Consider the following 22,510-nt stretch of genomic DNA (forward strand, 5'->3'; position numbering starts at 1 on the left):
TTATGTTCCTCACAGGCCTGCGTGGGCGGCAATGGCGGCGGCGATGGCCAGAGCCAGCTCTTCGGGTTTGCGCTTGATCGAGTAGTTGGTCAGTTCAGGGTGGCTTTCAACGAAGCTGGTGTTGAACTGGCCGCTACGGAATTCCGGGTTGCGCAGGATTTCCTGGTAGTACGCAGCGGTGGTCTTCACGCCTTGCAGACGCATGTCGTCCAACGCGCGCAGCCCACGGTCCATCGCCTCTTCCCAGGTCAGCGCCCAGACAATCAGCTTCAGGCACATGGAGTCGTAGAACGGCGGAATGGTGTAGCCGGTGTAGATCGCCGTGTCGGTGCGCACGCCTGGCCCGCCGGGTGCGTAGTAACGAGTGATCTTGCCGAAGCTGGGCAGGAAGTTGTTTTTCGGGTCTTCGGCGTTGATGCGGAACTGCAAAGCGAAGCCTCGGTGAATGATGTCTTCCTGTTTCACCGAAAGCGGCAGGCCGGATGCGATGCGGATCTGCTCGCGAACGATGTCGATACCGGTAATTTCCTCGGTGATGGTGTGTTCCACCTGCACTCGGGTGTTCATCTCCATGAAGTACACCTCGCCCTCGGCGAGCAGGAACTCCACGGTGCCAGCGTTCTCGTAACCCACGGCCTTGGCCGCGCGCACCGACAGGTCGCCGATATAAGCACGCTGTTCAGGGGTCAGCTGGGGGCTTGGGGCAATTTCGATGAGCTTCTGGTTGCGACGCTGAATCGAGCAGTCACGTTCGAACAGATGCACCACATTGCCAAAGCTGTCGCCTAGGATCTGCGCCTCAATGTGCTTGGGATTGACGATGCATTTTTCGAGAAAGACCTCAGCCTTGCCGAACGCCTTGGTCGCCTCGGAAATCACGCGGGGAAATGCCTGCTCCAGCTCTTCGCGGCTGTTGCAGCGACGAATGCCGCGACCGCCACCACCGGAGGTGGCCTTGAGCATCACCGGATAGCCGATGCGATCACCCTCGGTCAGCGCTTCGGCGATGTCGGCAACGTTGCCTTCGGTGCCAGGGGTGACCGGTACGCCAGCCTTGATCATACTGCGGCGCGCTTCGGTCTTGTCGCCCATGCGGCGGATCACTTCAGCGGACGGACCGATGAATTTGATTCCACGTTCGGCGCAGATCTCGGCCAGTTCGGCGTTTTCCGAAAGAAAGCCATAACCGGGATGCAATGCATCGCAACCGGTTTCCACGGCCAAGTTCACCAACTTGCGCGGGTTCAAGTAACCCTCGAGCGGTTCGGAACCAATGCCATACGCCTCATCCGCACGCTTTACATGGAGCGCATGGCGGTCCGCGTCGGAGTAGATCGCAACCGAGCGGATGCCCATTTCGGCGCAAGCGCGCACGATCCGGACAGCAATTTCTCCACGGTTGGCGATCAGGATTTTTGTTATCACTGGCAGTTCCTCGACCGATGAGCAGACGGACCGGAAGACCGGTCAGTTCGTAGCGACATTCTATAACTGCATGTTGCGTCGCATCGATGAATGCACCCTATGACGAATCAGCAATTAACAAAAATGAGTAAAAATTGGGTTAAACATAAGTAAAACCTTATAGTTACTTTTTCAGTCATTAGCGGGGCAGGCGAAAAGTGCGTAAGTCATTGATGCGTATGACATTGCGTCAACTGCGGATTTTCAACGAAGTCTGTGATCTGCGCTCTTACAGCCGCGCCGCTGAGGAAATGTCACTCACGCAACCGGCCGTCAGCCTGCAGATTCGCCAGCTGGAAGAGCTGATTGGTCAGCCTCTTTTCGAGTACGTCGGCAAAAAGCTTTACCTGACTGAAGCCGCTGAGGCGTTGCAGCTTGCCAGTCGCGACATTTTTGGGCGCCTGGAAAACCTCGACATGCAGCTTTCGGACATGCAGGGCTCGCTGCAAGGGCAATTGAAGCTCGCCATCGAGTCCAGCGCGAAGTATTTTGTCCCGCACCTGTTTGCCGCATTTAAGCGCCAATACCCCGAAGTTATGCTTAATTTGACGGTCGTTAATCGCGCCCAAGTCATTCGTCGACTGTCTGACAACCGCGATGATCTGGTGGTGATGTCGATGGTCCCGCAGGACATGGGCCTGGAGTTTCTGCCGTTTCTCAACAACCCAATCGTGGCAGTGGCAAGGCCCGATCACCCACTGGCGCAACTGCCCAACCCTTCGTTGAAAGATCTGGAGGGGCACACGCTGGTGGTGCGCGAACAAGGCTCGGGAACGCGCAAGGCGTGTGAGGAGTATTTCAAGGAAAAGCGCATTCACTTCGAGCATTCGCTGGAGGTGTCATCCGCCGAAGCGCAGCGCGAATGCGTCGTGGCAGGGCTTGGCGTGGCGTTGCTGACGCGGCACGCCCTGAGCCTGGAACTGGCCACCGGCACGCTCAAAGAGCTGCCGGTGGCCGAGCTGCCGCTGTATCGAAGCTGGTGCGTCGTACAGGCGCGCGAGAAACGTCTGTCGCCGGTCGCTCACGCATTCCTTGGGTTCATTCGCACCGAGCGGGCGCAGATCAGTGAACTGGTCACGCGCTTTGACGGGCACCTTCCGAGGCGCTGACGCTCTGCCAGACCGATGCGCCCGCTTCTAGGTAATCGTCGTATTCGAGGCTCAGGCGGCGGTCTTCAAACCGGGTTTCGATTGCACGCCGAAACGCCATGCGGCGCTGATCTTCCTGCTGGCGGCGGGTCTTGGCGCTGGTGCTTTGCTGCTGCGAGTCATCGTAGTGCCGAGGCATATCCTGTCTCCCATTGCGTGTGCGGGAGTACAGAGTGCCGGGACGCAGTGACGATCAAGCGTCGGAAGCGTTACAAGTTGGTGAAGGTTGGGTCACAACAGCTAGACCGTAGGAGCGCGCTTGCCCGCGAATAGAGTGTGTCAGGCAGCCATGGGCAGCATGTCACACCGCAATCGCGGGCAAGCGCGCTCCTACAGGGGTGCATGGCTCGAATATCAATCCTCAGCCGATTTGATCGACTTCGGCGACAGACGCAGGCTACGCAAGCTGCGCTTCACGCTTTTGAGGTGGTTGACCAGGCTCGGACCTCGGGCCATTGCGACGCCCATGGCCAGCACGTCGATCACAACCAGATGGGCGATACGCGACGTCAGCGGGGTGTAGATTTCGGTATCTTCGTGCACGTCGATCGCCAGATTGACGGTCGACAGTTCGGCCAGTGGCGTCTGGCTTGGGCACAGAGTGATGAGGTTGGCGCCGCTCTCACGCACGAGGTTGGCGGTGATCAACAGATCCTTCGAGCGTCCGGATTGCGAGATGCACACGGCAACGTCCGTTGGCTTGAGGGTGACTGCCGACATCGCCTGCATGTGCGGGTCGGAGTAGGACGCAGCCGTCAGCAACAGCCGGAAGAATTTGTGCTGCGCGTCCGCCGCGACCGCACCAGAAGCACCAAAGCCGTAGAACTCGACGCGATGGGCTGCTGCCATGACCGTCACCGCCGCCTGCAGGGCGTGTGGGTCGAGCTTTTCGCGCACTTCCATCAGCGTGTGCAGCGTGGTGTCGAAGATTTTCAGGCTGTAGTCCGCAACCGAGTCATCCTCGTGAATCGCGAACTGGCCGAAGCTGGCGCCGGCCGCAAGGCTTTGCGCGAGCTTGAGTTTCAGGTCCTGAAAACCGGTACAACCGATGGCACGGCAAAAGCGCACGATGGTTGGCTCACTGATGCCCACGCTGTGGGCCAGATCGGCCATGGAACTGTGCATGACAGCCGCAGGATCAAGCAGCACATGGTCGGCTACCTTGAGCTCTGACTTACGCAAGAGATGGCGGGACTGGGCGATGTGCTGCAACAGATTCAAAGGACAGGACTCAATAGAAGGATGGGCCGGGCTGTAGCTTTCTTGTAGTTATACTACATGACCTGCAAACCGCACAGCTAAACGAGTTTGCTCCTTGCAAGCGATCAGCCATGACATCCGGGTCGACTTGCAGTGTAGGAGTTTTCACACGCGACTCCAGGCAACTGTCGAACAATTGCGCAGGACCTCTTCCATCGCATTGGCCTCCACCGGCCGGCTGATGAGGTAGCCTTGCACCTCGTCGCAATCGTGAGCCCTGAGAAACGCCAGCTGCTCGGCGTTTTCGACACCTTCAGCCACCACCTTCAAGCCCAGGCTGTGCGCCATCGCGATGATTGCGCGGGTGATGGCCGCGTCCTCGGTGCCCTCGCTCAGGCCGCGAATAAAGGCCTGATCGATCTTCACGTAGTCCACCGGGAAACGCTTGAGGTAACTCAGCGATGAGTAACCGGTACCAAAGTCATCGATCGCAAGCTTGACGCCCAACTCCCGTAGCTGCTGAAACGTGGTGATGATGTGCTCGACGCTGTCCAGCAGCTGGCTTTCCGTCAGCTCAAGCTCCAGGTATTCAGGCGTGAGGCCGGTTTCTTCGAGCACCTGCCGCACCAAACTCACCAGCTTGCCCTGACGAAGCTGATGCACCGACAGATTGACCGACACCCGAATCGGCCGCAGCCCGCTACGTTGCCATTCACAGGCCTGTCGACAGGCGCGGCGCAACACAAGCTCGCCGATGTCAGCGATCAGCCCGGTTTCTTCCGCCAGGCCGATGAACTCGCTGGGAGGCACCATGCCTCGTGTGGGATGACGCCAGCGCACCAGCGCCTCTGCCGAACTCAGACGCTCCGTCGCCAGCTCCAGCTTGGGCTGATAGAACACCTCAAGCTGGCCATCTTCGATTGCGCGGCGCAGTTGAATTTCAAGCTGTAGCCGCTCCAGCGTGCGCGCCTGCAGGCTCTCGGTGTAGAACTGAAAATGATTGCCACCCAGATGCTTGGCGTGCTGCATTGCCATGTTTGCCTGGGTGACCAGCGTGCCGATGTCCCGAGCTGAACCCGGAAGCAGCGCAATGCCGACGGAGGCACTGACCACCAGCTCGTGCCCGGCCACCGATGTCGGCGAGCGCAGCTTGGCCAGCAAGCAGGTGGTGATCCGCGCCAGGGTCGTCAGATTGCTGTGGGAATCGAACAACACCGCGAACTCATCGGCAGACAAGCGCGCAACGGTATCGGCGTCTGAAAGTTCGGCGATCAGACGGCGTCCGACATGGCGCAGCAGCTGGTCGGCGATGTCGTGACCGAGGGTGTCATTGAGCAGCTTGAAGCGATCCAGATTGATGTGCAGCAACGCCAGGGTTCGCCCGCCTTGGCCCACGCGCTGATTGGCTTCGCGTAGGCGCTCGTTGAACAGGGCGCGGTTGGCCAGGCCTGTCAGCTCGTCATAGTGAGAGAGATAGCGCGTGCGCTCTTCGTACTGTCGGGCCAGCTCGCGATTGAGTTCTTCGCTTCGCGCCTGGGCGTGTTGCAGGTGTTCGATCAGCGCCAGATTCTGAAAGCGCCGCGTCAGGCCGCGCTGGATCAACCGGTTGACCTGCGCCGCGACGACGATCAGCGCCAGCAACAGGATCAAGCCCAGCCAGCCCCAGCCGCGCAAAGGGACATCGCCGCCCCAGAACAGGTACAGGATCGGCGGCAACAGGCACGGGACGGCGAACGTCAGAAAGGCGGGGATGCTTGCCGCGTAGGCCACGCTCGCCGACAACGTCGCTGCGCCGATGAGGCCGAAGACCCACGCTTGCTGAACGAAATTTTCCACCGGAACCAGCACCAGGGCGGCGCTGGAGAGGGTCAGCCCGCTGACGCAGGCCCCCGCCAGAAACATGCGCGTCCAGATCGGCTGGGCCTGACGTTCCGGTGAGGCCGCACGAAAGGCCGTGACCTGCAGCACCCGCAGGCACACCAGCGCCGACAGCCAGCTGACCCAGATACCGACAAGCACATAACGCTCCGGGCTCCAGAGCAGCCAGGCACAAAGCAAACCATTAATGAACATGAACAGGGTCGGCAGCATCGACCCCTGATAAAGAAGACGAGTGCGCTCGACGGCAAGCTGGGTGGCGTACTGTTTGAGGATGACACGACGTGTCGCCACAGCATCGGCCGGGACTTCTGAGCGGGTGATCATGGCGATTCTTGTAATTAGTGAGCCTTGAACGTGAGCGGAGCATACACAAGCAGCCGAAGAGACCAAACAGTCAGAAAAATAAAAAACGTGGGCGCTCGTAATGAATGCCGTCGCTCATTTCACGACCGACCGGCGTTAGGGTTTGCCCGCCATCCCCCGGCACCCTAGAATGCGCCGATGCACAATGATGACCTCTCCCTTCTGCTTAATTCCCTCAACGATGCCCAACGCCAGGCGGTCGCCGCTTCCGTGGGTCGTCAGTTGGTTCTCGCTGGCGCTGGCTCCGGCAAAACCCGCGTGCTGGTGCACCGTATCGCCTGGCTGATCCAGGTCGAAAACGCGTCGCCGCACTCGATCCTGTCGGTGACGTTCACCAACAAGGCCGCTGCCGAGATGCGTCATCGCATCGAGCAGCTGATGGGCATCAGCCCGGCGGGCATGTGGGTCGGCACCTTCCACGGCCTGGCGCACCGCTTGCTCCGCGCGCACTGGCAGGAGGCCGGCCTCAACCAGAATTTCCAGATCCTCGACAGCGACGACCAGCAGCGTCTGGTCAAGCGCGTCATCCGCGAGATGGGGCTGGACGAGCAGAAATGGCCCGCGCGTCAGGCGCAGTGGTTCATCAACGGTCAGAAAGACGAAGGCCTGCGTCCCAAGCACATTCAGGCCTCGGGCGATCTGTTCCTGAGCACCATGAAAGCCATCTACGAGAACTACGAAGCGGCCTGCCAGCGGGCCAGTGTCATCGACTTCTCAGAGCTTTTGCTACGCGCGCTGGACCTGTGGCGCGACAATCCGGGCCTGCTGGAACACTACCAACGCCGCTTCCGTCACGTTCTGGTGGACGAATTCCAGGACACCAACGCCGTGCAGTACGCCTGGTTGCGCCTGCTGGCCAAGGGCGGCGACAGTTTGATGGTGGTGGGCGACGACGACCAGTCGATCTACGGCTGGCGCGGCGCCAAGATCGAGAACATTCATCAGTACTCCGATGACTTCCCTGACACCGAAACCATTCGGCTGGAGCAGAACTACCGCTCCACCGCCAGCATCCTGAAAGCCGCCAACGGCCTGATCGTCAACAACAGCGGCCGCCTGGGCAAAGAGCTGTGGACCGACGTTGGCGATGGCGAGCTGATCAGCCTGTACGCGGCGTTCAACGAGCACGACGAAGCGCGCTACGTGGTCGAGACCATCGAAAGCGCGATCAAGACCGGCCTGTCGCGCAGCGATATCGCCATTCTGTATCGCTCCAACGCCCAGTCGCGGGTGCTTGAAGAAGCGCTGCTGCGCGAGCGCATTCCGTACCGCATCTATGGCGGCCAGCGCTTCTTCGAGCGTGCCGAAATCAAGAACGCCATGGCTTACCTGCGCATTCTGGAAGGGCGCGGCAACGACTCGGCGCTGGAACGCGTGATCAACGTGCCGCCGCGCGGCATCGGCGAGAAAACCGTCGAAGCGATTCGCGAGCACGCGCGCCATGCCGACGTGTCGATGTGGGAATCCATGCGTCTGCTGGTCGCCAATAAGGGCGTGACCGGCCGCGCCGCCAGCGCCTTGGGCGCCTTCATCGAGCTGATCGAGAACCTTTCGGCCAAGGTCATGGAGATGCCGCTGCACCTGATGACCCAGACGGTCATCGAGCAATCCGGGCTGATCACTTATCACCAGGAAGAAAAAGGCGAAAAAGGCCAGGCCCGGGTAGAAAACCTTGAGGAACTGGTCAGCGCTGCACGCGCGTTCGAAAACAGCGAAGACGAGGAAGACCTGACACCACTGGCGGCTTTCCTCGGTCATGCCTCGCTGGAAGCCGGCGATGCCCAGGCCGACGAGCACGAAGACAGCATTCAGCTGATGACGCTGCACAGCGCCAAGGGCCTGGAGTTCCCGTACGTGTTCCTGGTGGGCATGGAAGAAGGCCTGTTCCCGCACAAGATGAGCCTGGAAGAACCGGGCCGTCTGGAAGAAGAACGCCGCCTGGCCTACGTCGGGATTACCCGCGCGATGCAGAACCTAGTGCTGACCTACGCCGAAACCCGACGCCTGTACGGCAGCGAGACCTACAACAAGGTTTCGCGTTTCGTACGTGAAGTGCCGCCGAATCTGATTCAGGAGGTGCGCCTGTCCAACAGCGTGTCGCGTCCGTTCGGCGGCTCCAAGACCATGGCGCCGAGTCGTTTGTTCGACGGCGAAGGCATCCCACAGAGCCAGTTCTCGCTGGGCCAGCGGGTGCAGCATGCGGTGTTTGGCGAAGGCGTGATCCTCAACTTTGAGGGCGCCGGCGCTCAGGCCCGGGTGCAGGTGAATTTCTCCGAAGGCAGCAAGTGGCTGATGCTCGGTTACGCAAAGCTGGAGCCGGTTTGAGCTGTCGCTGATACCGCAAAAAATCTGTGGGAGCGAATCATTCGCGAGAGGCCAGTACATTCGACACGTCTCTGTCGTCTGAATGATCGTCTCGCAAATAAATTCGCTCCCACAGAGGATTTGCGTCATTACCCACCCCCACGGTTGCATTCCTACATCTCACCCCCATCTTTCCTACAGAACTTTCTTCACCTGCCTACAACCCAAGTAGTACGGGCGCTGTGAAGATCCACGCAAAAGCCAGAAACATATGGTCGCTGGTCAGACACATTTGTCCTGTTCAATATGGCGCGCGTGCAATCCACAAACGGGAATTCCCAATATGCAACGTTTTCTAAGCATCGCTTTGGCGCTGGTCATCGGGCTCACCATGAGTCTGGACGCCAACGCCGCGCGTTTTGGTGGTGGCAAGAGCATGGGCTCGGCGCCGACTCACCAGGCGCGTCAGACAGCTCCTTCCGCTCCTGCCGCTGCACCTAACGCCGCCGGTCGTCCTGCGCCCGCTGCGGGCGGTGCTTCCAAATGGCTGGGCCCTCTAGCCGGTATCGCTGCCGGTGGCCTGCTCGCCTCCATGTTCATGGGCGGCGGCTTCCAGGGCATGCAGTTCTTCGACATCCTGATCATGGCGGTCATTGCTTTCGTGATCTTCCGCTTCATTGCGGCCCGTCGACGCAAGCAACAGCCTCAAATGGCTCCGGCTGGCGCTCCCTACCAGCGTGAAACCTTGCAGCAGCCTGCGCAGAACGCCAACTCGATGTTCGGCGGTTCGCCTGCCGCATCGGCCCGTCCGGTGATCAACGCGCCGGCCTGGTTCAATGAAGAGCGCTTCATCGAAGCCGCGCGCAATCACTTCCAGTCGCTGCAGCAGCACTGGGATGCGAACGAAATGGACAAGATCGCCGAGTTCGTGACCCCGCAAATGCTGCAGTTCCTGAAAAAAGAACGTGCCGATCTGGGTAACGGCTTCCAGTCGACCTACATCGACAACCTCACCGTGCAGCTTGAAGGGGTTGACGATCGCGCCGACAAGACCATCGCCACGCTGACCTTCAGCGGCGTCTCCAAGACCTCGCGCTTCGACCAGGGTGAAGTGTTCAGCGAAAGCTGGAACATGGAACGCGCCCAAGGCGAAAACCAGCCTTGGCTGGTGGCAGGTATTCGCCAGAACGGCTGAAACTCTGCGTCGTCGCTTTAGTCAAAACCCCGAACTTGTTTCGGGGTTTTGTTTTTTGAACCTCGCAGTTAATTTGGTGATGTCTTTGAGCTACTGTATAAACCGCGCAAATCGTTAGAGGATCCACGTCGTGGAAGAAGTCATCGAACAACTCCGTGAAGCCAATGAGCCGGTTCCAGTCCCGCTTGAGCTGCCGGACGAAGATCAGCTTGTCGAAATCGAAGAGCAGCTGTTCATCAACATTCCTTTCGTCTTCAAGGAGTTTCTGCTGACCGTCAGCGACGTGGTGTACGGCAGCCTGGAGCCGGTGACCGTGACCGATCCGCAATCTCACACCTACCTGCCAGACGTTGCGGCCAACGCCTGGGATATCGGCGTTCCGCGTGAGCTGATCCCGATCTGTCAGGACGGCGATGACTATTATTGCGTCGAGGAAGACGGCACTGTCGTGCTGTGGTCCGGCGAAGAAGAACTGGTTACCGAAGAAAACTGGGAATCGGTCTGGCACTGGGCGCGGGACGTCTGGCTGGAAAGCTGACACCCCGCCTGACAGGCGCCCTCGGAGCCTAGCGCTCCGAAGGCTCCTGATGATTGCCCAGTGTTTCCAGCAGCGCGATCTGCATGCGCGTATGCACGCGGATAAACCAGCGCCACAGCACCGCCGCAACCACCCCCGCCACCACCACGATCAGCAGCAGCCATTCGCTGGTCGGCAACATGCTCGCCGACAGCAAGGCGATCAGCAGGAAAATCACCATCAGTGACAGCAGCGGGATCACTTCAGCGATCACCCGTCGCACGCGCTCGGTATGCCGTCCGGCCATTTCCGGCTTGACGCTCATCTCCGCCAGCAACATCGACAGCGCCTTGAGTTTGCGATACACCGCGATCAAAAATGGCAGCGACAACAGCAGCGACGCGCCCCAGATCCAGGCCTTCTGTTGCCCCACCTCAGCGACCCACTCGCTGAAATAATCGCCAATGCGCTCAGCGAAATACGCCCCGCAAAAGAAGATCGCCACCACCAACGCCAGATTCACCCCCACCTGCAGCAGGATCTTGCGAATCATCGACGCCAGTAACGCCCCCTGGCCTTGTGGCTGAATGCTGCGCAGCCATTCCCCATAAAGGCCGAAAACACGCGCCACCCGTGTAGGCACAATCCCGGCGAGAGAGTGGGACAACGGATCGGCGGCGCGAATCAGGTAGGGCGTGAGCAACGTGGTGATCGCCGAAACCGCCACGGCGACGGGATAAAGGAAGTCGCTGGTCACCTGCAGCGTCATGCCCAGCGCCGCGATGATGAAGGAAAATTCGCCAATCTGTGACAGCCCCATGCCCACGCGCAATGAGGTCTTGCCATCGTTACCGGCGATAAAGGCTCCAAGCCCGCACGACAACATCTTGCCCAGCACCACGGCGACCGTGATCACGGCGATGGGCCAGGCGTAATCAAGGAGAATCTGTGGATCAATCAACAAGCCGATCGCCACGAAAAAGATGGCGCTGAACATGTCACGAATGGGCTCGATCAGGTGCTCGATCTTCGCCAATTGCTTGGATTCCGCCATGATCGCGCCGATCAGGAACGCACCCAGCACCATGCTGTATTCGAGTTTGACCACCAGCAAGCAGAAGCCGAAGCACAGGCCCAACACCGTGATCAGCAACATTTCGTTGCTTTCGAATTTCGCCACATAAGCCAACAAGCGCGGCACCAGCAGAATGCCGATTACCAACGCGACGATCATGAACAGCGAAAGCTTGCCTACCGTCGAAAACACTTCGCCGGAACTGACCGTGCCACTGACCGCGATGCCCGACAGCAAGGCAATGATGCCGATGCCAAGGATGTCCTCGACGATAAGCACGCCGAAGATCAATTGCGCGAAGCGCTGGTTTTTCATCTTTAGGTCGTTGAGGGCCTTGACGATGATGGTGGTCGAGGAAATCGCCAGAATCGCGCCCAAGAACAGCGAGTCCATGGTGCTCCAGCCGAAGAACTGGCCGATTTCATAACCGATCCAGATCATCAGCATGATCTCGAGAAACGCCGCTATAAAGGCTGTGGCACCGACTTTGAACAGCTTGCGCAGGCTGAACTCAAGCCCAAGGCAGAACATGAGGAAGATCACCCCCAGTTCGGCGAGGATCTTGATGGTGTCTTCGTCGTGAATCAGGCCGAACGGCGGGGTGTGCGGGCCGATGATGAAGCCGGCGGCGATGTATCCCAGTACCACCGGTTGTTTCAGTCGATGAAACAGGACGGTCACGACGCCAGCCACCAGCATGATGACTGCCAGATCCTGAATAAAGCTGATGGCATGCATGGCGCGGCTCCTTGTACGACTTAAAGATGCGCGTTCATGCTGAAAGAGAGACGGCTGCTGTACGAAAAGTCGTCAACAGGGTCAGAAATTTCTGAGCGGAACGCAGGAAATACCCCATCCAAGGTTTTCGCAGGTTAACACCGCACAAAAGCCGATAAAGCCGGTGCAATATATAGAAACAGATAGACCCGGGCGTGACGGCAAGCCGACGACCAGCGTCCCGATATTGTTGGTTTTGATTGCTGTTTTTTACCTTCGAGCGCCTACCACGAGGTGCCAATTGACTCAACCTGACCGTGAGCACGCTATGGAACCCGGAAACGCCCAGCTGTCGATGACTGTATTGATGACCCCGGACATGGCCAACTTTTCTGGCAACGTGCACGGCGGCACCCTGCTCAAGTACCTCGACGAAGTCGCCTACGCCTGCGCCAGCCGTTACGCCGGCCGTTATGTCGTGACGCTGTCGGTGGACCAAGTGATTTTCCGCGAGCCGATTCATGTCGGCGAGTTGGTGACCTTCCTGGCGTCGGTGAATTACACCGGCAACACGTCCATGGAAGTTGGCATCAAGGTAGTGACCGAGAACATCCGCGAGCGCTCGGTGCGCCACACCAACAGCTGCTTTTTCACCATGGTGGCGGTGGATGACCAGCGCAAACCGGCGAGCGTTCCGCCGCTGGCGCCGGAGTCGAGCGAAGGCAAACGCCGCTACGTGCAGGCGCAACAGCGTCGTCAGATCCGTCAGGAGCTGGAGAAGCGTTACCGCGAAATTCGCGAGGACGCGGTTTGATCGAAATCGTTGGCGTTTGAAATAACGTATCGCGGATAAATCCGCTCCCACAGGTTGATCGCATTCCCCTGTGGGAGCGGATTTATCCGCGATGGCGCCGTTCCGGGCGATACAAATGACCGCTATTACAGCCGCGTCGCCTCGAACTTCACCCGAGGATGCGCGATCCGGTCCTGCGCCCTGACCAGCTCAACCTCGTAACTGCCACAGGCCTGAGTCTCCAGCAGCACTTCATGCACCGCCGAGGCCGTGTACTCAAAGGCGCTGCGCAAGTCATCTCCTAGCAACACCTTCGACAGGAACAAGCCGGACGTCAGATCGCCTACGCCCACCGGCTGACGCGGGAACGCGAGCAGCGGACGGCGCAGATGCCAGCTTTCGTGCTCGGTCACCAGCAGCATCTCGAAGCCATCGGCGGGCTTGCCCGGGTAATCCAGATGCTTGATGATGATCGCCTTGGGGCCTCGGGCCAGCAGCGCGCGGGCCATCGCCAGGCAGTCGAGCAGGGAACTCGGTTTGCGTCCGGAAAAACTGTCCAGCTCCAGCTGATTCGGGCAGAGAAAGTCCGCCACAGCTGCCGCTTCTTCCAGCAGAAAATCGCTGACCTCCTGGGGCACGATGCAGCCTTTTTCCGGGTGCCCCATTACCGGGTCGCACAGGTATAAGGCCCGTGGATTGGCGTGTTTGATTTGCGCTACGGCCGCCAGAATCGCTCGCCCCTGGGCCGCGCTGCCCAGATACCCCGACAACACCGCATCGCAGTTGCCCAACTCGCCGATGGCGGCAATGCCTTCGACCAGCGCAGGAATTTGCTGCGGCGCCAGCACTTCGCCCGCCCAGTGTCCATACTGAGTGTGGTTGGAGAACTGAACGGTATTCAGCGGCCAGACGTTGATGCCGATACGCTGCATAGGGAACACGGCCGCGCTGTTGCCAGCGTGCCCGAAGACCACGTGAGACTGGATGGCGAGTAAATGAGGCGAACGTTTCATGACAGGTTCCTGAAGCCGGGGGAGCACAGTAGTAGTGAACCCGGACGAAGTGAAGCGAAATTAAACGACCGGGCTATGGCTGTCGGTGACCTGACGCAGTTAAGCTGGACGTCTTCTGTCGGAGCTTTCTTTTCATGCTGACCCTGGGCAATATTTTCGTCCTGATGCTGCTGGCGACTGCTGGTGCGTGGCTGTGGCATTCCCATGGTCTGCGTGAACGAGCGCTGGAGCGCGTCAAACAACACTGCGCCAAGCTGGACCTGGAACTGCTCGACGGGAACGTCGCCCTGCGCCGGATAGCCTTCAAACGAGACAACGATGGCCGTAAGCGGCTAGCCCGTGTGTATAACTTCGAATTCACCGTGACCGGCGAGCAGCGTCACCCCGGCACGATCACTATGTTCGGCGCGCACACGGCCCAGATCGAGCTGGCGCCCTACCCGTTCGAGATCAAGAATCCCAAGCCGACCGCCGAGATCATCCAGCTCAGCGAATGGCGTCAGGATCACAACAAGTGGAAGCACTGAGCGGCTGTGGATAACCGCTTTATGTAGCAGTCCGGCTTACCTGCGGTGCCTTTCTAAACCAGACACTGCGCCAGTTGTGCGCTCAATTCAGCCTCGTCCTGAGGCTCCGCAAAGATCAATTCCAGCCGCGAATCCTTGCGCCACTCACTCGGCGCCCATTGGACTTCGCTCCCCTCCAGCGCATTGCCCGACACCCAGCCCGAAGCGCTGTGGATAACCAGCTTGGCGCGGCGCCATTCAAGGCTTTGCAGCCAGCGTTGCACCTTCGACGCATCGAACACCCTATCCGGATGCCAGCGCCAGCCGATGCTCCAACCCTCGGCCTGCCCCTGGCTCAGGCAGATCGGTGTCATTGGATCGGTCCACACCGCAGGCAGCTGAGCCACGGTCCTGGGCGCAACGAAGTTATCCACACCCTCGACGCCTCGCACTTCCACACCCGGCAATCGATCCAGCGGCAAGGCGCCTGACTCGGTCCAGAACAACTTACGCTCAGGCAATTGCCTGCTAACAGCCTGCCGCTGTGTTGCGTCCAGGTTTGCAGATTTATTGAGCACGAGCAGGCCGGCGCCCTGAATGGCGTCCTGCTGGTGCTGTGGCAGAGGGTTTCCAGCTGCAAGGGCCTGGGCGTCGAGCACGATCACGCTGGGCTGAACCGCGAGCACACCCACCCACGGCGCCTCGCGCAGTTGCGCCAACAGTTGCACCGGATGACCCAAGCCTGATGGCTCGATGAACAGCCGATCTGGCCGCGCCTTGCGCAGCAGTCGCCCCAGACCAATCTGAAACGGCGCGCCATTGACGCAGCACAGGCACCCCCCAGCCACCTCGCCAAGTGCGATACCATCCTTGGCCGTGCTTAGCAGCGCAGCGTCCAGGCCGATCTGACCAAACTCGTTGATCAGGATCGCCCAGCGCTCGTGGGCAGGCTTGTGCGTCAGCAGGTGTTTGATCAGGCTGGTCTTGCCTGCGCCCAAAGGGCCAGCAACGACATGAGTGGGAATGTTCTGCAGCATGTCCGGCCATTCTTGAACGTCGCTCCCGAAAACGAGCGCAGACGGAGGTAATCAATGCGTGCAATCCGGTTGCCCGCGCGGCTGGCGTTGGTGCTGCTGGCGGTTTCATCAGGGCAAGCGTGGGCCGATTCCTGTGTGGTTCACAGCCAGGCCGAGCGCCTTGACGTGAAAGTCTGTCAGGAAAATCTCACGATCCCGAAGGATTTGTTCCACGACGGCTTCTGCAAGCCTCAGCTTAAAGACCAAAAGACCGAAGTCACCTACGTGGACCAGTGCCCGAGCGGTTCATTTGGCCAGTGCAGCAACGCGCAAGTCGCCAATATGCCTTATCGGCAGAACATTCACTATTACGGCGTGGCCAGCGACGCGGCCTTCCTCAAGCCGTTCTGCGAACAGCAGAGCAAGGGCGTGTGGAAAGCGCAGTGACCATCCAAACCATATGATCTGACGCATGCACACCATTCCTGTGTGAGCGAATTCATTCTCGATGCGTAGGTACATTCGACAAATCCCTATCGAATGCACCGTCCTCTCGCGAATGAATTCGCTCCCACAGTTGTTTCACCGCGCTATACCGCCGCGTTACGCAGCCTCGCCATGCCAATCCCCAAACGGATCATCCAGCTGGGTCCACTCCTCAACCCCCGCCGCCATTTCGATATCCGTCAGCAAGCATGCATCCAGTTCGGCATTGAGCTGATCGAAGTCAATGTTCTGCCCAATGAACACCAACTCCTGACGGCAATCTCCGCTCTGCGCCTTCCAGTTGCGCATGATCACTTCGGTGCTTTCTTCATCCTGCGGCCACTGTTCCTTGGGCACGAAGCGCCACCAGCGACCGGCAAAGCCGTAACGCATCAATCCGCCCGCCTGGGACCAACTTCCGGCCTCCTGGTGCTTGTTCGCCAGCCAGAAGAAGCCCTTGGAGCGCAGCAGCTTGCCGTTAGTCCACTCGCCGTTGATGAAATCGAAGAAACGCTGCGGATGGAACGGTCGACGTGCGCGATAGGCAGTTGAGGCGATGCCGTACTCTTCGGTTTCCGGCACATGTTCTCCGCGCAGCTCTTTCAGCCAGCCTGGGGCCTGAGCCGCGCGCTCGAAGTCGAACCGGCCGGTATCGAGAATCTTGCCCAGAGGCACTGCGCCCATCACCATCGGCAGGATTTCAGCCTGGCTGTTGAGGGTTTTGAGGATCGCCATCAGCTCCTGACGATCGTGGGCGCTGATCAGGTCGATCTTGCTGATCAGGATCACGTCGGCGAACTCGACCTGCTCGATCAGCAAGTCGGTGATCGATCGCTCATCCTCTTCGCCCAACGTTTCACCCCGCGTCGCCAGGCTTTCGGCGGCCTGATAGTCCTGCAGGAAATTCAGCCCGTCGACCACCGTTACCATTGTGTCCAGCCGCGCGATATCGGCCAGACTCTGCCCGGACTCGTCGCGAAAGGTGAAGGTCTCGGCCACCGGCAGCGGCTCGGAGATGCCGGTGGATTCGATCAGCAGATAATCGAAGCGGCCGTCGTTGGCCAGACGGCTGACCTCTTCCAGCAGGTCTTCGCGCAGGGTGCAGCAGATGCAGCCGTTGCTCATTTCCACGAGCTTTTCTTCGGCGCGGTTGAGGCTGACGTCGCGCTGCACTTCGCTGCCGTCGATATTGATTTCGCTCATGTCGTTGACGATCACGGCGACGCGCAGGTTCTCGCGGTTGCGCAATACATAGTTGAGCAGTGTACTTTTACCGGCGCCGAGAAAGCCGGACAGAACGGTGACGGGGAGGCGGTCCATGGAGGTCTCATCAGGTAGCAGGATCACGTCTCTTTTACGTTATAATATAACGCTTCAAATCTGCTAACACTTTTTACAAGGTCCGCTCGATGGTCAGGGTTTTTCATGCGTTTGCCGGGTTTGTCCTGCTGCTGAGCACGCAGGTATTCGCCGCGCCGCCGTCGCCCAAACTGGCTCAAGCGCTGTGCACGCGCAGCGCAACGCTGCTGGCGTGCATCGACGCCCTCAATAACCAGTACAGCGTGGCCATGTCGGGCACGACGATGTATCTGCGCGGTTATGAAAGCGCGGGCAAACGCAGCTGGGCGCAGACCAACAGCCGCTACGGCTCAATGACGTTCTTTACAGGGCTGGCCTCCGATGGCGAGGCCTGGGTGGGGTACATCCAGAAGGTCGGCTGGACCACCATCAGCCGGGTGTCCAGCTCCAGCGGCAGCCGGAGCAAGATCACCTGCGATCGCGTGATGGGCTGCCGTTAAACGACAGCCTGCTCAGCCGCCTTCTGTTCCTGCCGCCAGGCGATGAACGAACCCGCCGGAGGGTTGCGCTCAAAGTACTGCTTCATGCCGTCGAACAAACCGTCGGCCACAGCCTGTTGATGACGCGCAGTGACCAGGCGCTGGCTGTCGCGGCTGTTGGAGATAAAGCCGGTCTCGACCAGAATCGACGGTACATCCGGGGACTTCAACACCGCAAAACCGGCCTGTTCGACGCGTTTCTGGTGCAGCGTAGTGACGCCTTCAAGGCTGCCGAGCACCGAGTGCCCGAGTTGCAGACTGGCCGCAATGGTCGCGTTCATCGACATGTCGAGAATCACGCCCGCCAGCATCGGGTCCTTGTCCTTCAGGTTGAGCAGGCTGTTGGCGCCGATCAGGTCCGCGTCGTTTTCACGCTGCGCCATGAAGCGCGCCGTAGCCGACGTCGCGCCGTTTTCCGACAACGCAAACACCGAGGCTCCGGAGGCCGTGAGCCTTGGCGCCGCATCGGCGTGGACCGAGATGAACATGTCGGCGTTGTATTTGCGGGCGATGTCGACGCGTTTGCGCAGCGGCACAAAGAAGTCGTCGTTGCGCACCAGACGCACATCGAAGCCCTTCTCACGCTTCAAGCGTTTGGCCAGCAACTGCGCGATTGAGAGCACCACGTCTTTCTCGCGCTCGCCTTTGGAGCCGATGGCGCCAGGGTCCTTGCCGCCGTGACCGGCATCCACCACCACCATGATGTCGCGCTTGGGGTGAGCCTTGTCGACGACAGGTGCAGGCGGCTCTTTTGCCAGTACGGCAGGTGCCGCAGCCAGTTGCACCGGCGCGTGGGCGGCGACGTCATGCCCCAGATCCAGCACCAATCGGTTGCCCTGAGCGCCTTCGGGCCCCAGCAGGAAACTGTTGAGCTGCACGGGTGAGGCGAGGTCGAGCACGATGCGGGTGTCGCCCTGGCCGAAATGCCCGGAACGAATCGCTTTGATCGGCGTGTTTTCCAGGGCCAGCTGACTGAAGTTGGTGCCTTCCAGCCGCGCGCCACTGACGTCGATGATGATGCGTTCCGGCGCGCTCAAGGTGAAGGTCTTGTACTGCACCGGCCCACTGAGGTCGAAGACCAGCCGAAGCTTGTTATCGGAACGCCAAAGGCGGGCGCTGCGAATCTGGGTGGCGTTGACAGAGAAAGGAAGCGCGAAGGCGGCGCTGGCCAAAAGCATATTGAGCAGCATTTGACGTCGGTGCATGACACGTTCCGAAAAAAGGTGAGCATCCTGGCTCAGATAGACATGACATTCTTAGTAACAATATAACATGCCGGCTGTCCCGTGAAGATGAAGCTTTTGATAGAAATGGGTGGATTTTTACGCTGTAAAACAAGGAGTAACGGCCAAAAACTCAAGTGAAACAACAAGATGTTCCACGTGGAACAGAACTGAAACATTGGCCGCAAAAATGAAAACGCCCCGGCAAGCGGGGCGTTCGGACGAACGGTAGGGTAATTGGATCAGGTACGCGGTTTGACGGTGCCGCAGTTCTGCCCCAGCCACACGGCCTTGGTGTCCATGCTGCCGTTCTGCTGCTGGCCGGTAGCGTTGAACGAGCCGATCACATGGGTGTTGAAGGCGCGATCACTGAGGAACTGCGCAGTACCCGTGCCTTGGGCGCGCGGGCAGCTGAATTTGAATTTCCAGGTGGCGCCGTTACGTTCGGTGATCTGCTGGGTACAACCAGTCTTGGGATCAGTCAGTGGGATCTGTTCGTTCTTCACCTGCTCCGGCGTCAAGCAAACACGAACGCCCTGACCGCCCAGCGTAATCCCTTGTTTTGCCAGCATTTGTTCCATGGCTGCACGCTGCTGCGGTGCCATCATCTGCAGTTGCGCGAGCATCACCTGCATGTCCGGCATCTGCTGCCCGTCGACCTGCATGTTGCTGGAGGTCAACTCCCATAGCCCTGGTTGCAGCACTTGCGCTTGAGCGAAGGGCGCAGCCAGACATACCATCAACGCCAATACGCGCTTTTTCATGAACCTGATTTCCTTTTTGCTCTGAAGCTGTTTGATTTCGGCCTGTGACGCCCTCGGGCGCCGCCAGGCAATGACGCTTAGACGACGAATCCACTGGCCAGTTGCAGCCACAAGAAAATAGCGACAATCCCCGCGCGCTGTGGTCTGTTAGACACCTACGCCGCTAGCACAAGGTTGCGCATGGACTATCACAGCCCGTATTTCTTTGGCTATTTGCTTGGCTTCACCCACCTGCTCGGCATCGTAGCAGCGATTCACGCCTTGCTGACCGTGCGCACCGCACAAGGCTCGATTGCGTGGGCGATGCCGCTGATATTCATCCCCTACATCACCCTCATTCCCTACCTGGTGTTTGGCCGCAGCACCTTCGACGCGTATATCAAGGCGCGGCGTCAGGCCAACAACGAGATGCGCAACGCCATCGTCGACTTCAACTGGAAACCTTGGATTGAAGAGGCCGTAGCAGCTCGCCGATCAGACGCCTATGAATCGCTGCGGGCCATGCCCAAGCTGGGGCGCATGCCGTGCCTGGCCAACAACGTCGTGACACTGCTGATTAACGGCGACGCCACCTTCGATGCCATTTTCAACGCCATCCGCGCGGCGAAGCAGGTGGTGTTCGTGCAGTTCTTCATCATTCATGACGATGGCCTGGGGCGCCGGTTGCAGTCGCTGCTGCTGGAGAAAGCCGCCGAAGGTGTCGAGGTTTTCGTCCTCTACGACCGCATTGGCAGCCACGCCCTGCCCGCCAGTTACGTCGAAAAGCTGCGCGCAGGCGGGGTGCAGATCAAAGCCTTCGCCACCCGAGGCGGCTGGCTCAATCGCTTTCAGGTCAACTTCCGCAACCACCGCAAGATCGTTGTCGTCGACGGCGTGAAGGGGTTTGTCGGGGGGCATAACGTCGGTGACGAATACATAGGACTCAAGCCCCCGCTCGCGCCCTGGCGGGACACCCATGTCGAGATCGTCGGGCCGGTGGTGGCAAGCCTGCAAGAGTCATTTGCCGAGGACTGGTTCTGGGCCACCCGCGAGTTGCCGCCGCTGATTTTGCCGGAGAGCTACCCGGAAGACGGCGTGCTCTGCCAGTTGCTCGCCACAGGGCCCGCAGACTCCCAGGAGACGTGTTCGCTGTTCTTTGTCGAAGCGATTCATGCCGCCACCCAGCGTGTGTGGATCACCACGCCCTACTTCATTCCTGACGAAGCCGTATCAGCCGCGCTACGCCTTGCCGTGCTGCGCGGCGTCGATGTGCGCCTGCTGCTGCCGTCGCGGCCAGACCATTACACGGTCTACGCTGCGTCCAGTCTGTTCGCCTTTGAAGCCGTACGCGCCGGGGTGCGGATGTTTCGCTACACGCCAGGCTTCCTGCATCAGAAAGTGGTGCTGGTGGACAACGAGATTTCCGCGATCGGCAGCGCCAATCTGGACAACCGTTCGTTCCGGCTGAATTTCGAATTGATGCTGCTGACCGTGGATGAGAACTTTGCCAGTGAGGTGGAAGCGATGCTGAGCGATGACTTCGCCCAGGCGCACGAAATTTCCATCGAGGAGAGCAAGGAAACCCATCATTTGCAGCAATTGGGGATGCGCGTGGCGCGGCTGATCTCGCCGATTTTGTGATGCCCGCAGGGAGAATACCCGCCCTGTGGGAGCGAATTCATTCGCGATGCGGCAGTATATCCAATGAAAATGTGTCGGATGTACGGGCCAATCGCGAATGAATTCGCTCCCACAGGATGGGTTCTAACTGTCAGCGTTTACGCGTACAAATCATCCCGCGTCGGCGGCAGGTCATGGCTTCCATCAGCCCGAGGCTTCACTGCCAGAATCTGATGCAGGTTGATCCAGCCCTTGGAGAACGCATAGGCGCAGCCCGCCAGGTACAGGCGGAAGATCCGCAAGGCCTGCTCCGGCACCATCGCCGCCGCGACATCCAGCTTCTCCTCCAGCCGCGCGCTCCAGTGATCCAGCGTCTTGGCGTAGTGCAGCCGCAGGCTCTCCACGTCGACCACTTCAAGCCCCGCTTCGCTGATGAAACCAGTGATCATCGCCAGATGCGGCAGCTCGCCATTGGGGAATACGTAGCGGTCGATGAAGTCGCCCGCGCCACGCCCCACCGGGCGACCATCCGTGTGCTTGGCGGTGATGCCGTGGTTCATTACCAGACCGCCCTCCTTCACCGCGCCGAACAGACACTTGGCGTAGAGGTCCAGGTTGGCGTGGCCGACGTGCTCGAACATACCCACGCTCACGACCTTGTCGAAACGGCCGTCCTGAGGCAGGTCGCGATAGTCGAGCAATTGCAACTCGACACGGTCCTCAAGCCCTTCAGCCTTGACCCGCTCCTGCGCCAGCGCCAGTTGCTCGCGGCTGAGTGTGATGCCGAACACCTTCACGCCGTACTCCCGCGCGGCGAAGCGTGACAAGCCACCCCAGCCGCAACCCACGTCGAGCAGGTACTCCCCAGGCTTGAGCCGCAGCTTGCGACACAGGTGATGAAATTTGTCCTGCTGCGCCTGATCCAGCGTTTCATTGCCAGTCTTGAAGTAGGCGCAGGAATAGACCATGTCCCGATCAAGCCAGAGCCGGTAGAAGTCGTTGGAAAGGTCGTAGTGGTAGGAAATCGACTTGGCGTCGGTTTCCTTGTCGTGCTCGGTGCGCGTGGGGAGAACTTCGTGATCCTCATCCGCCAACGCCGCCGTCAGCTCATCGCAAACACGCATGACTTCGCTGATCGAGCCTTCAAGCTCCAGGCGGCCTTCAACGAAAGCGCTACCCAGCAGGTCGAGACTTGGGTGAGTGAAATCGGACACCAGCGAGGGATCCTTGACGACAATCGTGACGCTGGGATCGGCCCCCAGTTCAACTTCGTTGCCATCCCAAAGCTTGAGTCGCAGTGGTAAGTGAAGCTTCTGTAACGCCGGTGGTAGTTGCGCGAGCATTGAGAAAACCCCCTGATCCAGAAACACGGAAAAGGGTAGTCCAAAACCGGCTCCCGGGCGGGGAC

At 59.6% G+C, this 22,510-nt stretch carries 20 protein-coding genes; 9 read left to right on the top strand and 11 right to left on the bottom strand.

The window, feature by feature from the left end; all coding sequences use genetic code 11:
• Positions 1 to 9: 9 nt before the first annotated feature.
• Positions 10 to 1,425 (bottom strand): acetyl-CoA carboxylase biotin carboxylase subunit, encoded by a 1,416-nt coding sequence (locus AC07V9_RS12475; RefSeq protein WP_400596855.1) that lies wholly within the window; start codon positions 1,423 to 1,425, stop codon positions 10 to 12.
• A 197-nt stretch (positions 1,426 to 1,622) separates the two neighbouring features.
• Here AC07V9_RS12475 and AC07V9_RS12480 point away from each other — a divergent pair, with 197 nt between their 5' ends.
• Positions 1,623 to 2,573 (top strand): LysR family transcriptional regulator, encoded by a 951-nt coding sequence (locus tag AC07V9_RS12480; protein ID WP_495016007.1) that lies wholly within the window; start codon positions 1,623 to 1,625, stop codon positions 2,571 to 2,573.
• Here the strand turns inward: AC07V9_RS12480 and AC07V9_RS12485 are convergent.
• From AC07V9_RS12485 to AC07V9_RS12495, 3 genes are all read right to left on the bottom strand, one after another.
• Positions 2,539 to 2,751 (bottom strand): PA3496 family putative envelope integrity protein, encoded by a 213-nt coding sequence (locus AC07V9_RS12485; protein WP_495016008.1) that lies wholly within the window; start codon positions 2,749 to 2,751, stop codon positions 2,539 to 2,541. The genes AC07V9_RS12480 and AC07V9_RS12485 overlap by 35 nt on opposite strands.
• A gap of 215 nt (positions 2,752 to 2,966) precedes the next feature.
• Positions 2,967 to 3,833, bottom strand: coding sequence for a transcriptional regulator HexR (gene hexR, locus AC07V9_RS12490; RefSeq protein WP_074754821.1), 867 nt, complete (start codon positions 3,831 to 3,833; stop codon positions 2,967 to 2,969).
• A 144-nt stretch (positions 3,834 to 3,977) separates the two neighbouring features.
• On the bottom strand, positions 3,978 to 6,017 hold the full coding sequence (locus tag AC07V9_RS12495) for a putative bifunctional diguanylate cyclase/phosphodiesterase (RefSeq protein ID WP_495016009.1): 2,040 nt from the start codon (positions 6,015 to 6,017) through the stop codon (positions 3,978 to 3,980).
• A 177-nt stretch (positions 6,018 to 6,194) separates the two neighbouring features.
• On the opposite strand from AC07V9_RS12495, the gene uvrD reads away from it, so the two are divergent.
• The 3 genes from uvrD to AC07V9_RS12510 all read left to right on the top strand — a co-directional run bounded on the left by uvrD (position 6,195) and on the right by AC07V9_RS12510 (position 10,093).
• Positions 6,195 to 8,381 (top strand): DNA helicase II, encoded by a 2,187-nt coding sequence (gene uvrD, locus AC07V9_RS12500; protein ID WP_495016010.1) that lies wholly within the window; start codon positions 6,195 to 6,197, stop codon positions 8,379 to 8,381.
• A 322-nt stretch (positions 8,382 to 8,703) separates the two neighbouring features.
• A complete protein-coding gene (locus tag AC07V9_RS12505) occupies positions 8,704 to 9,555 on the top strand; it encodes a Tim44 domain-containing protein (RefSeq protein ID WP_495016011.1) in 852 nt (283 codons plus the stop codon).
• Positions 9,556 to 9,685: 130 nt separating this feature from the next.
• Complete coding sequence (locus tag AC07V9_RS12510) at positions 9,686 to 10,093, top strand: SMI1/KNR4 family protein (protein WP_495016012.1); 408 nt, start codon at positions 9,686 to 9,688, stop codon at positions 10,091 to 10,093.
• 28 nt (positions 10,094 to 10,121) lie between these two features.
• Here AC07V9_RS12510 and AC07V9_RS12515 read toward each other — a convergent pair whose 3' ends face one another.
• A complete protein-coding gene (locus AC07V9_RS12515) occupies positions 10,122 to 11,885 on the bottom strand; it encodes a cation:proton antiporter (protein ID WP_495016013.1) in 1,764 nt (587 codons plus the stop codon).
• Between the two features lie 307 nt (positions 11,886 to 12,192).
• Between AC07V9_RS12515 and AC07V9_RS12520 the strand changes: the two genes are divergently transcribed.
• Complete coding sequence (locus AC07V9_RS12520; RefSeq protein ID WP_495016014.1) at positions 12,193 to 12,678, top strand: acyl-CoA thioesterase; 486 nt, start codon at positions 12,193 to 12,195, stop codon at positions 12,676 to 12,678.
• Between the two features lie 125 nt (positions 12,679 to 12,803).
• On the opposite strand, the gene pdxY is transcribed toward AC07V9_RS12520, so the two are convergent.
• Entirely contained in the window at positions 12,804 to 13,670 is an 867-nt protein-coding gene (pdxY, locus tag AC07V9_RS12525; RefSeq protein ID WP_495016015.1) for a pyridoxal kinase PdxY, read from the bottom strand.
• 134 nt (positions 13,671 to 13,804) lie between these two features.
• Here pdxY and AC07V9_RS12530 point away from each other — a divergent pair, with 134 nt between their 5' ends.
• The gene (locus tag AC07V9_RS12530) at positions 13,805 to 14,197 is read left to right on the top strand and encodes a DUF3301 domain-containing protein (RefSeq protein ID WP_495016016.1); all 393 of its coding nucleotides are present in this window, start codon (positions 13,805 to 13,807) and stop codon (positions 14,195 to 14,197) included.
• Between the two features lie 53 nt (positions 14,198 to 14,250).
• On the opposite strand, the gene AC07V9_RS12535 is transcribed toward AC07V9_RS12530, so the two are convergent.
• Positions 14,251 to 15,213, bottom strand: coding sequence for a CobW family GTP-binding protein (locus AC07V9_RS12535; RefSeq protein ID WP_495016017.1), 963 nt, complete (start codon positions 15,211 to 15,213; stop codon positions 14,251 to 14,253).
• Positions 15,214 to 15,267: 54 nt separating this feature from the next.
• Here AC07V9_RS12535 and AC07V9_RS12540 point away from each other — a divergent pair, with 54 nt between their 5' ends.
• A complete protein-coding gene (locus AC07V9_RS12540; protein ID WP_495016018.1) occupies positions 15,268 to 15,639 on the top strand; it encodes an NADH:ubiquinone oxidoreductase in 372 nt (123 codons plus the stop codon).
• A gap of 156 nt (positions 15,640 to 15,795) precedes the next feature.
• On the opposite strand, the gene zigA is transcribed toward AC07V9_RS12540, so the two are convergent.
• Positions 15,796 to 16,998 carry a zinc metallochaperone GTPase ZigA gene (gene zigA / locus AC07V9_RS12545; RefSeq protein WP_495016019.1) on the bottom strand — a complete coding sequence of 401 codons (1,203 nt, stop codon included), beginning with the start codon at positions 16,996 to 16,998 and terminating at the stop codon, positions 15,796 to 15,798.
• An 89-nt stretch (positions 16,999 to 17,087) separates the two neighbouring features.
• Here zigA and AC07V9_RS12550 point away from each other — a divergent pair, with 89 nt between their 5' ends.
• Positions 17,088 to 17,477, top strand: a complete 390-nt coding sequence (locus tag AC07V9_RS12550) for a glutamine synthetase (RefSeq protein ID WP_495016020.1) — start codon at positions 17,088 to 17,090, stop codon at positions 17,475 to 17,477.
• Here AC07V9_RS12550 and AC07V9_RS12555 read toward each other — a convergent pair.
• Positions 17,474 to 18,721 (bottom strand): N-acetylmuramoyl-L-alanine amidase, encoded by a 1,248-nt coding sequence (locus AC07V9_RS12555; protein ID WP_495016021.1) that lies wholly within the window; start codon positions 18,719 to 18,721, stop codon positions 17,474 to 17,476. The two genes, AC07V9_RS12550 and AC07V9_RS12555, sit on opposite strands and share 4 nt — an antisense overlap.
• A gap of 260 nt (positions 18,722 to 18,981) precedes the next feature.
• A complete protein-coding gene (locus tag AC07V9_RS12560; RefSeq protein ID WP_495016022.1) occupies positions 18,982 to 19,503 on the bottom strand; it encodes a DUF3617 domain-containing protein in 522 nt (173 codons plus the stop codon).
• 180 nt (positions 19,504 to 19,683) lie between these two features.
• Between AC07V9_RS12560 and cls the strand changes: the two genes are divergently transcribed.
• Positions 19,684 to 21,123, top strand: a complete 1,440-nt coding sequence (gene cls / locus AC07V9_RS12565; protein ID WP_495016023.1) for a cardiolipin synthase — start codon at positions 19,684 to 19,686, stop codon at positions 21,121 to 21,123.
• A 137-nt stretch (positions 21,124 to 21,260) separates the two neighbouring features.
• On the opposite strand, the gene cfaB is transcribed toward cls, so the two are convergent.
• Positions 21,261 to 22,445: a C17 cyclopropane fatty acid synthase CfaB gene (gene cfaB, locus AC07V9_RS12570; RefSeq protein ID WP_495016024.1), complete on the bottom strand. Its 1,185-nt coding sequence runs from the start codon at positions 22,443 to 22,445 to the stop codon at positions 21,261 to 21,263.
• Positions 22,446 to 22,510 lie beyond the last annotated feature (65 nt).

The sequence above is a fragment of the Pseudomonas sp. GW821-FHT02A11 genome (assembly GCF_059421985.1).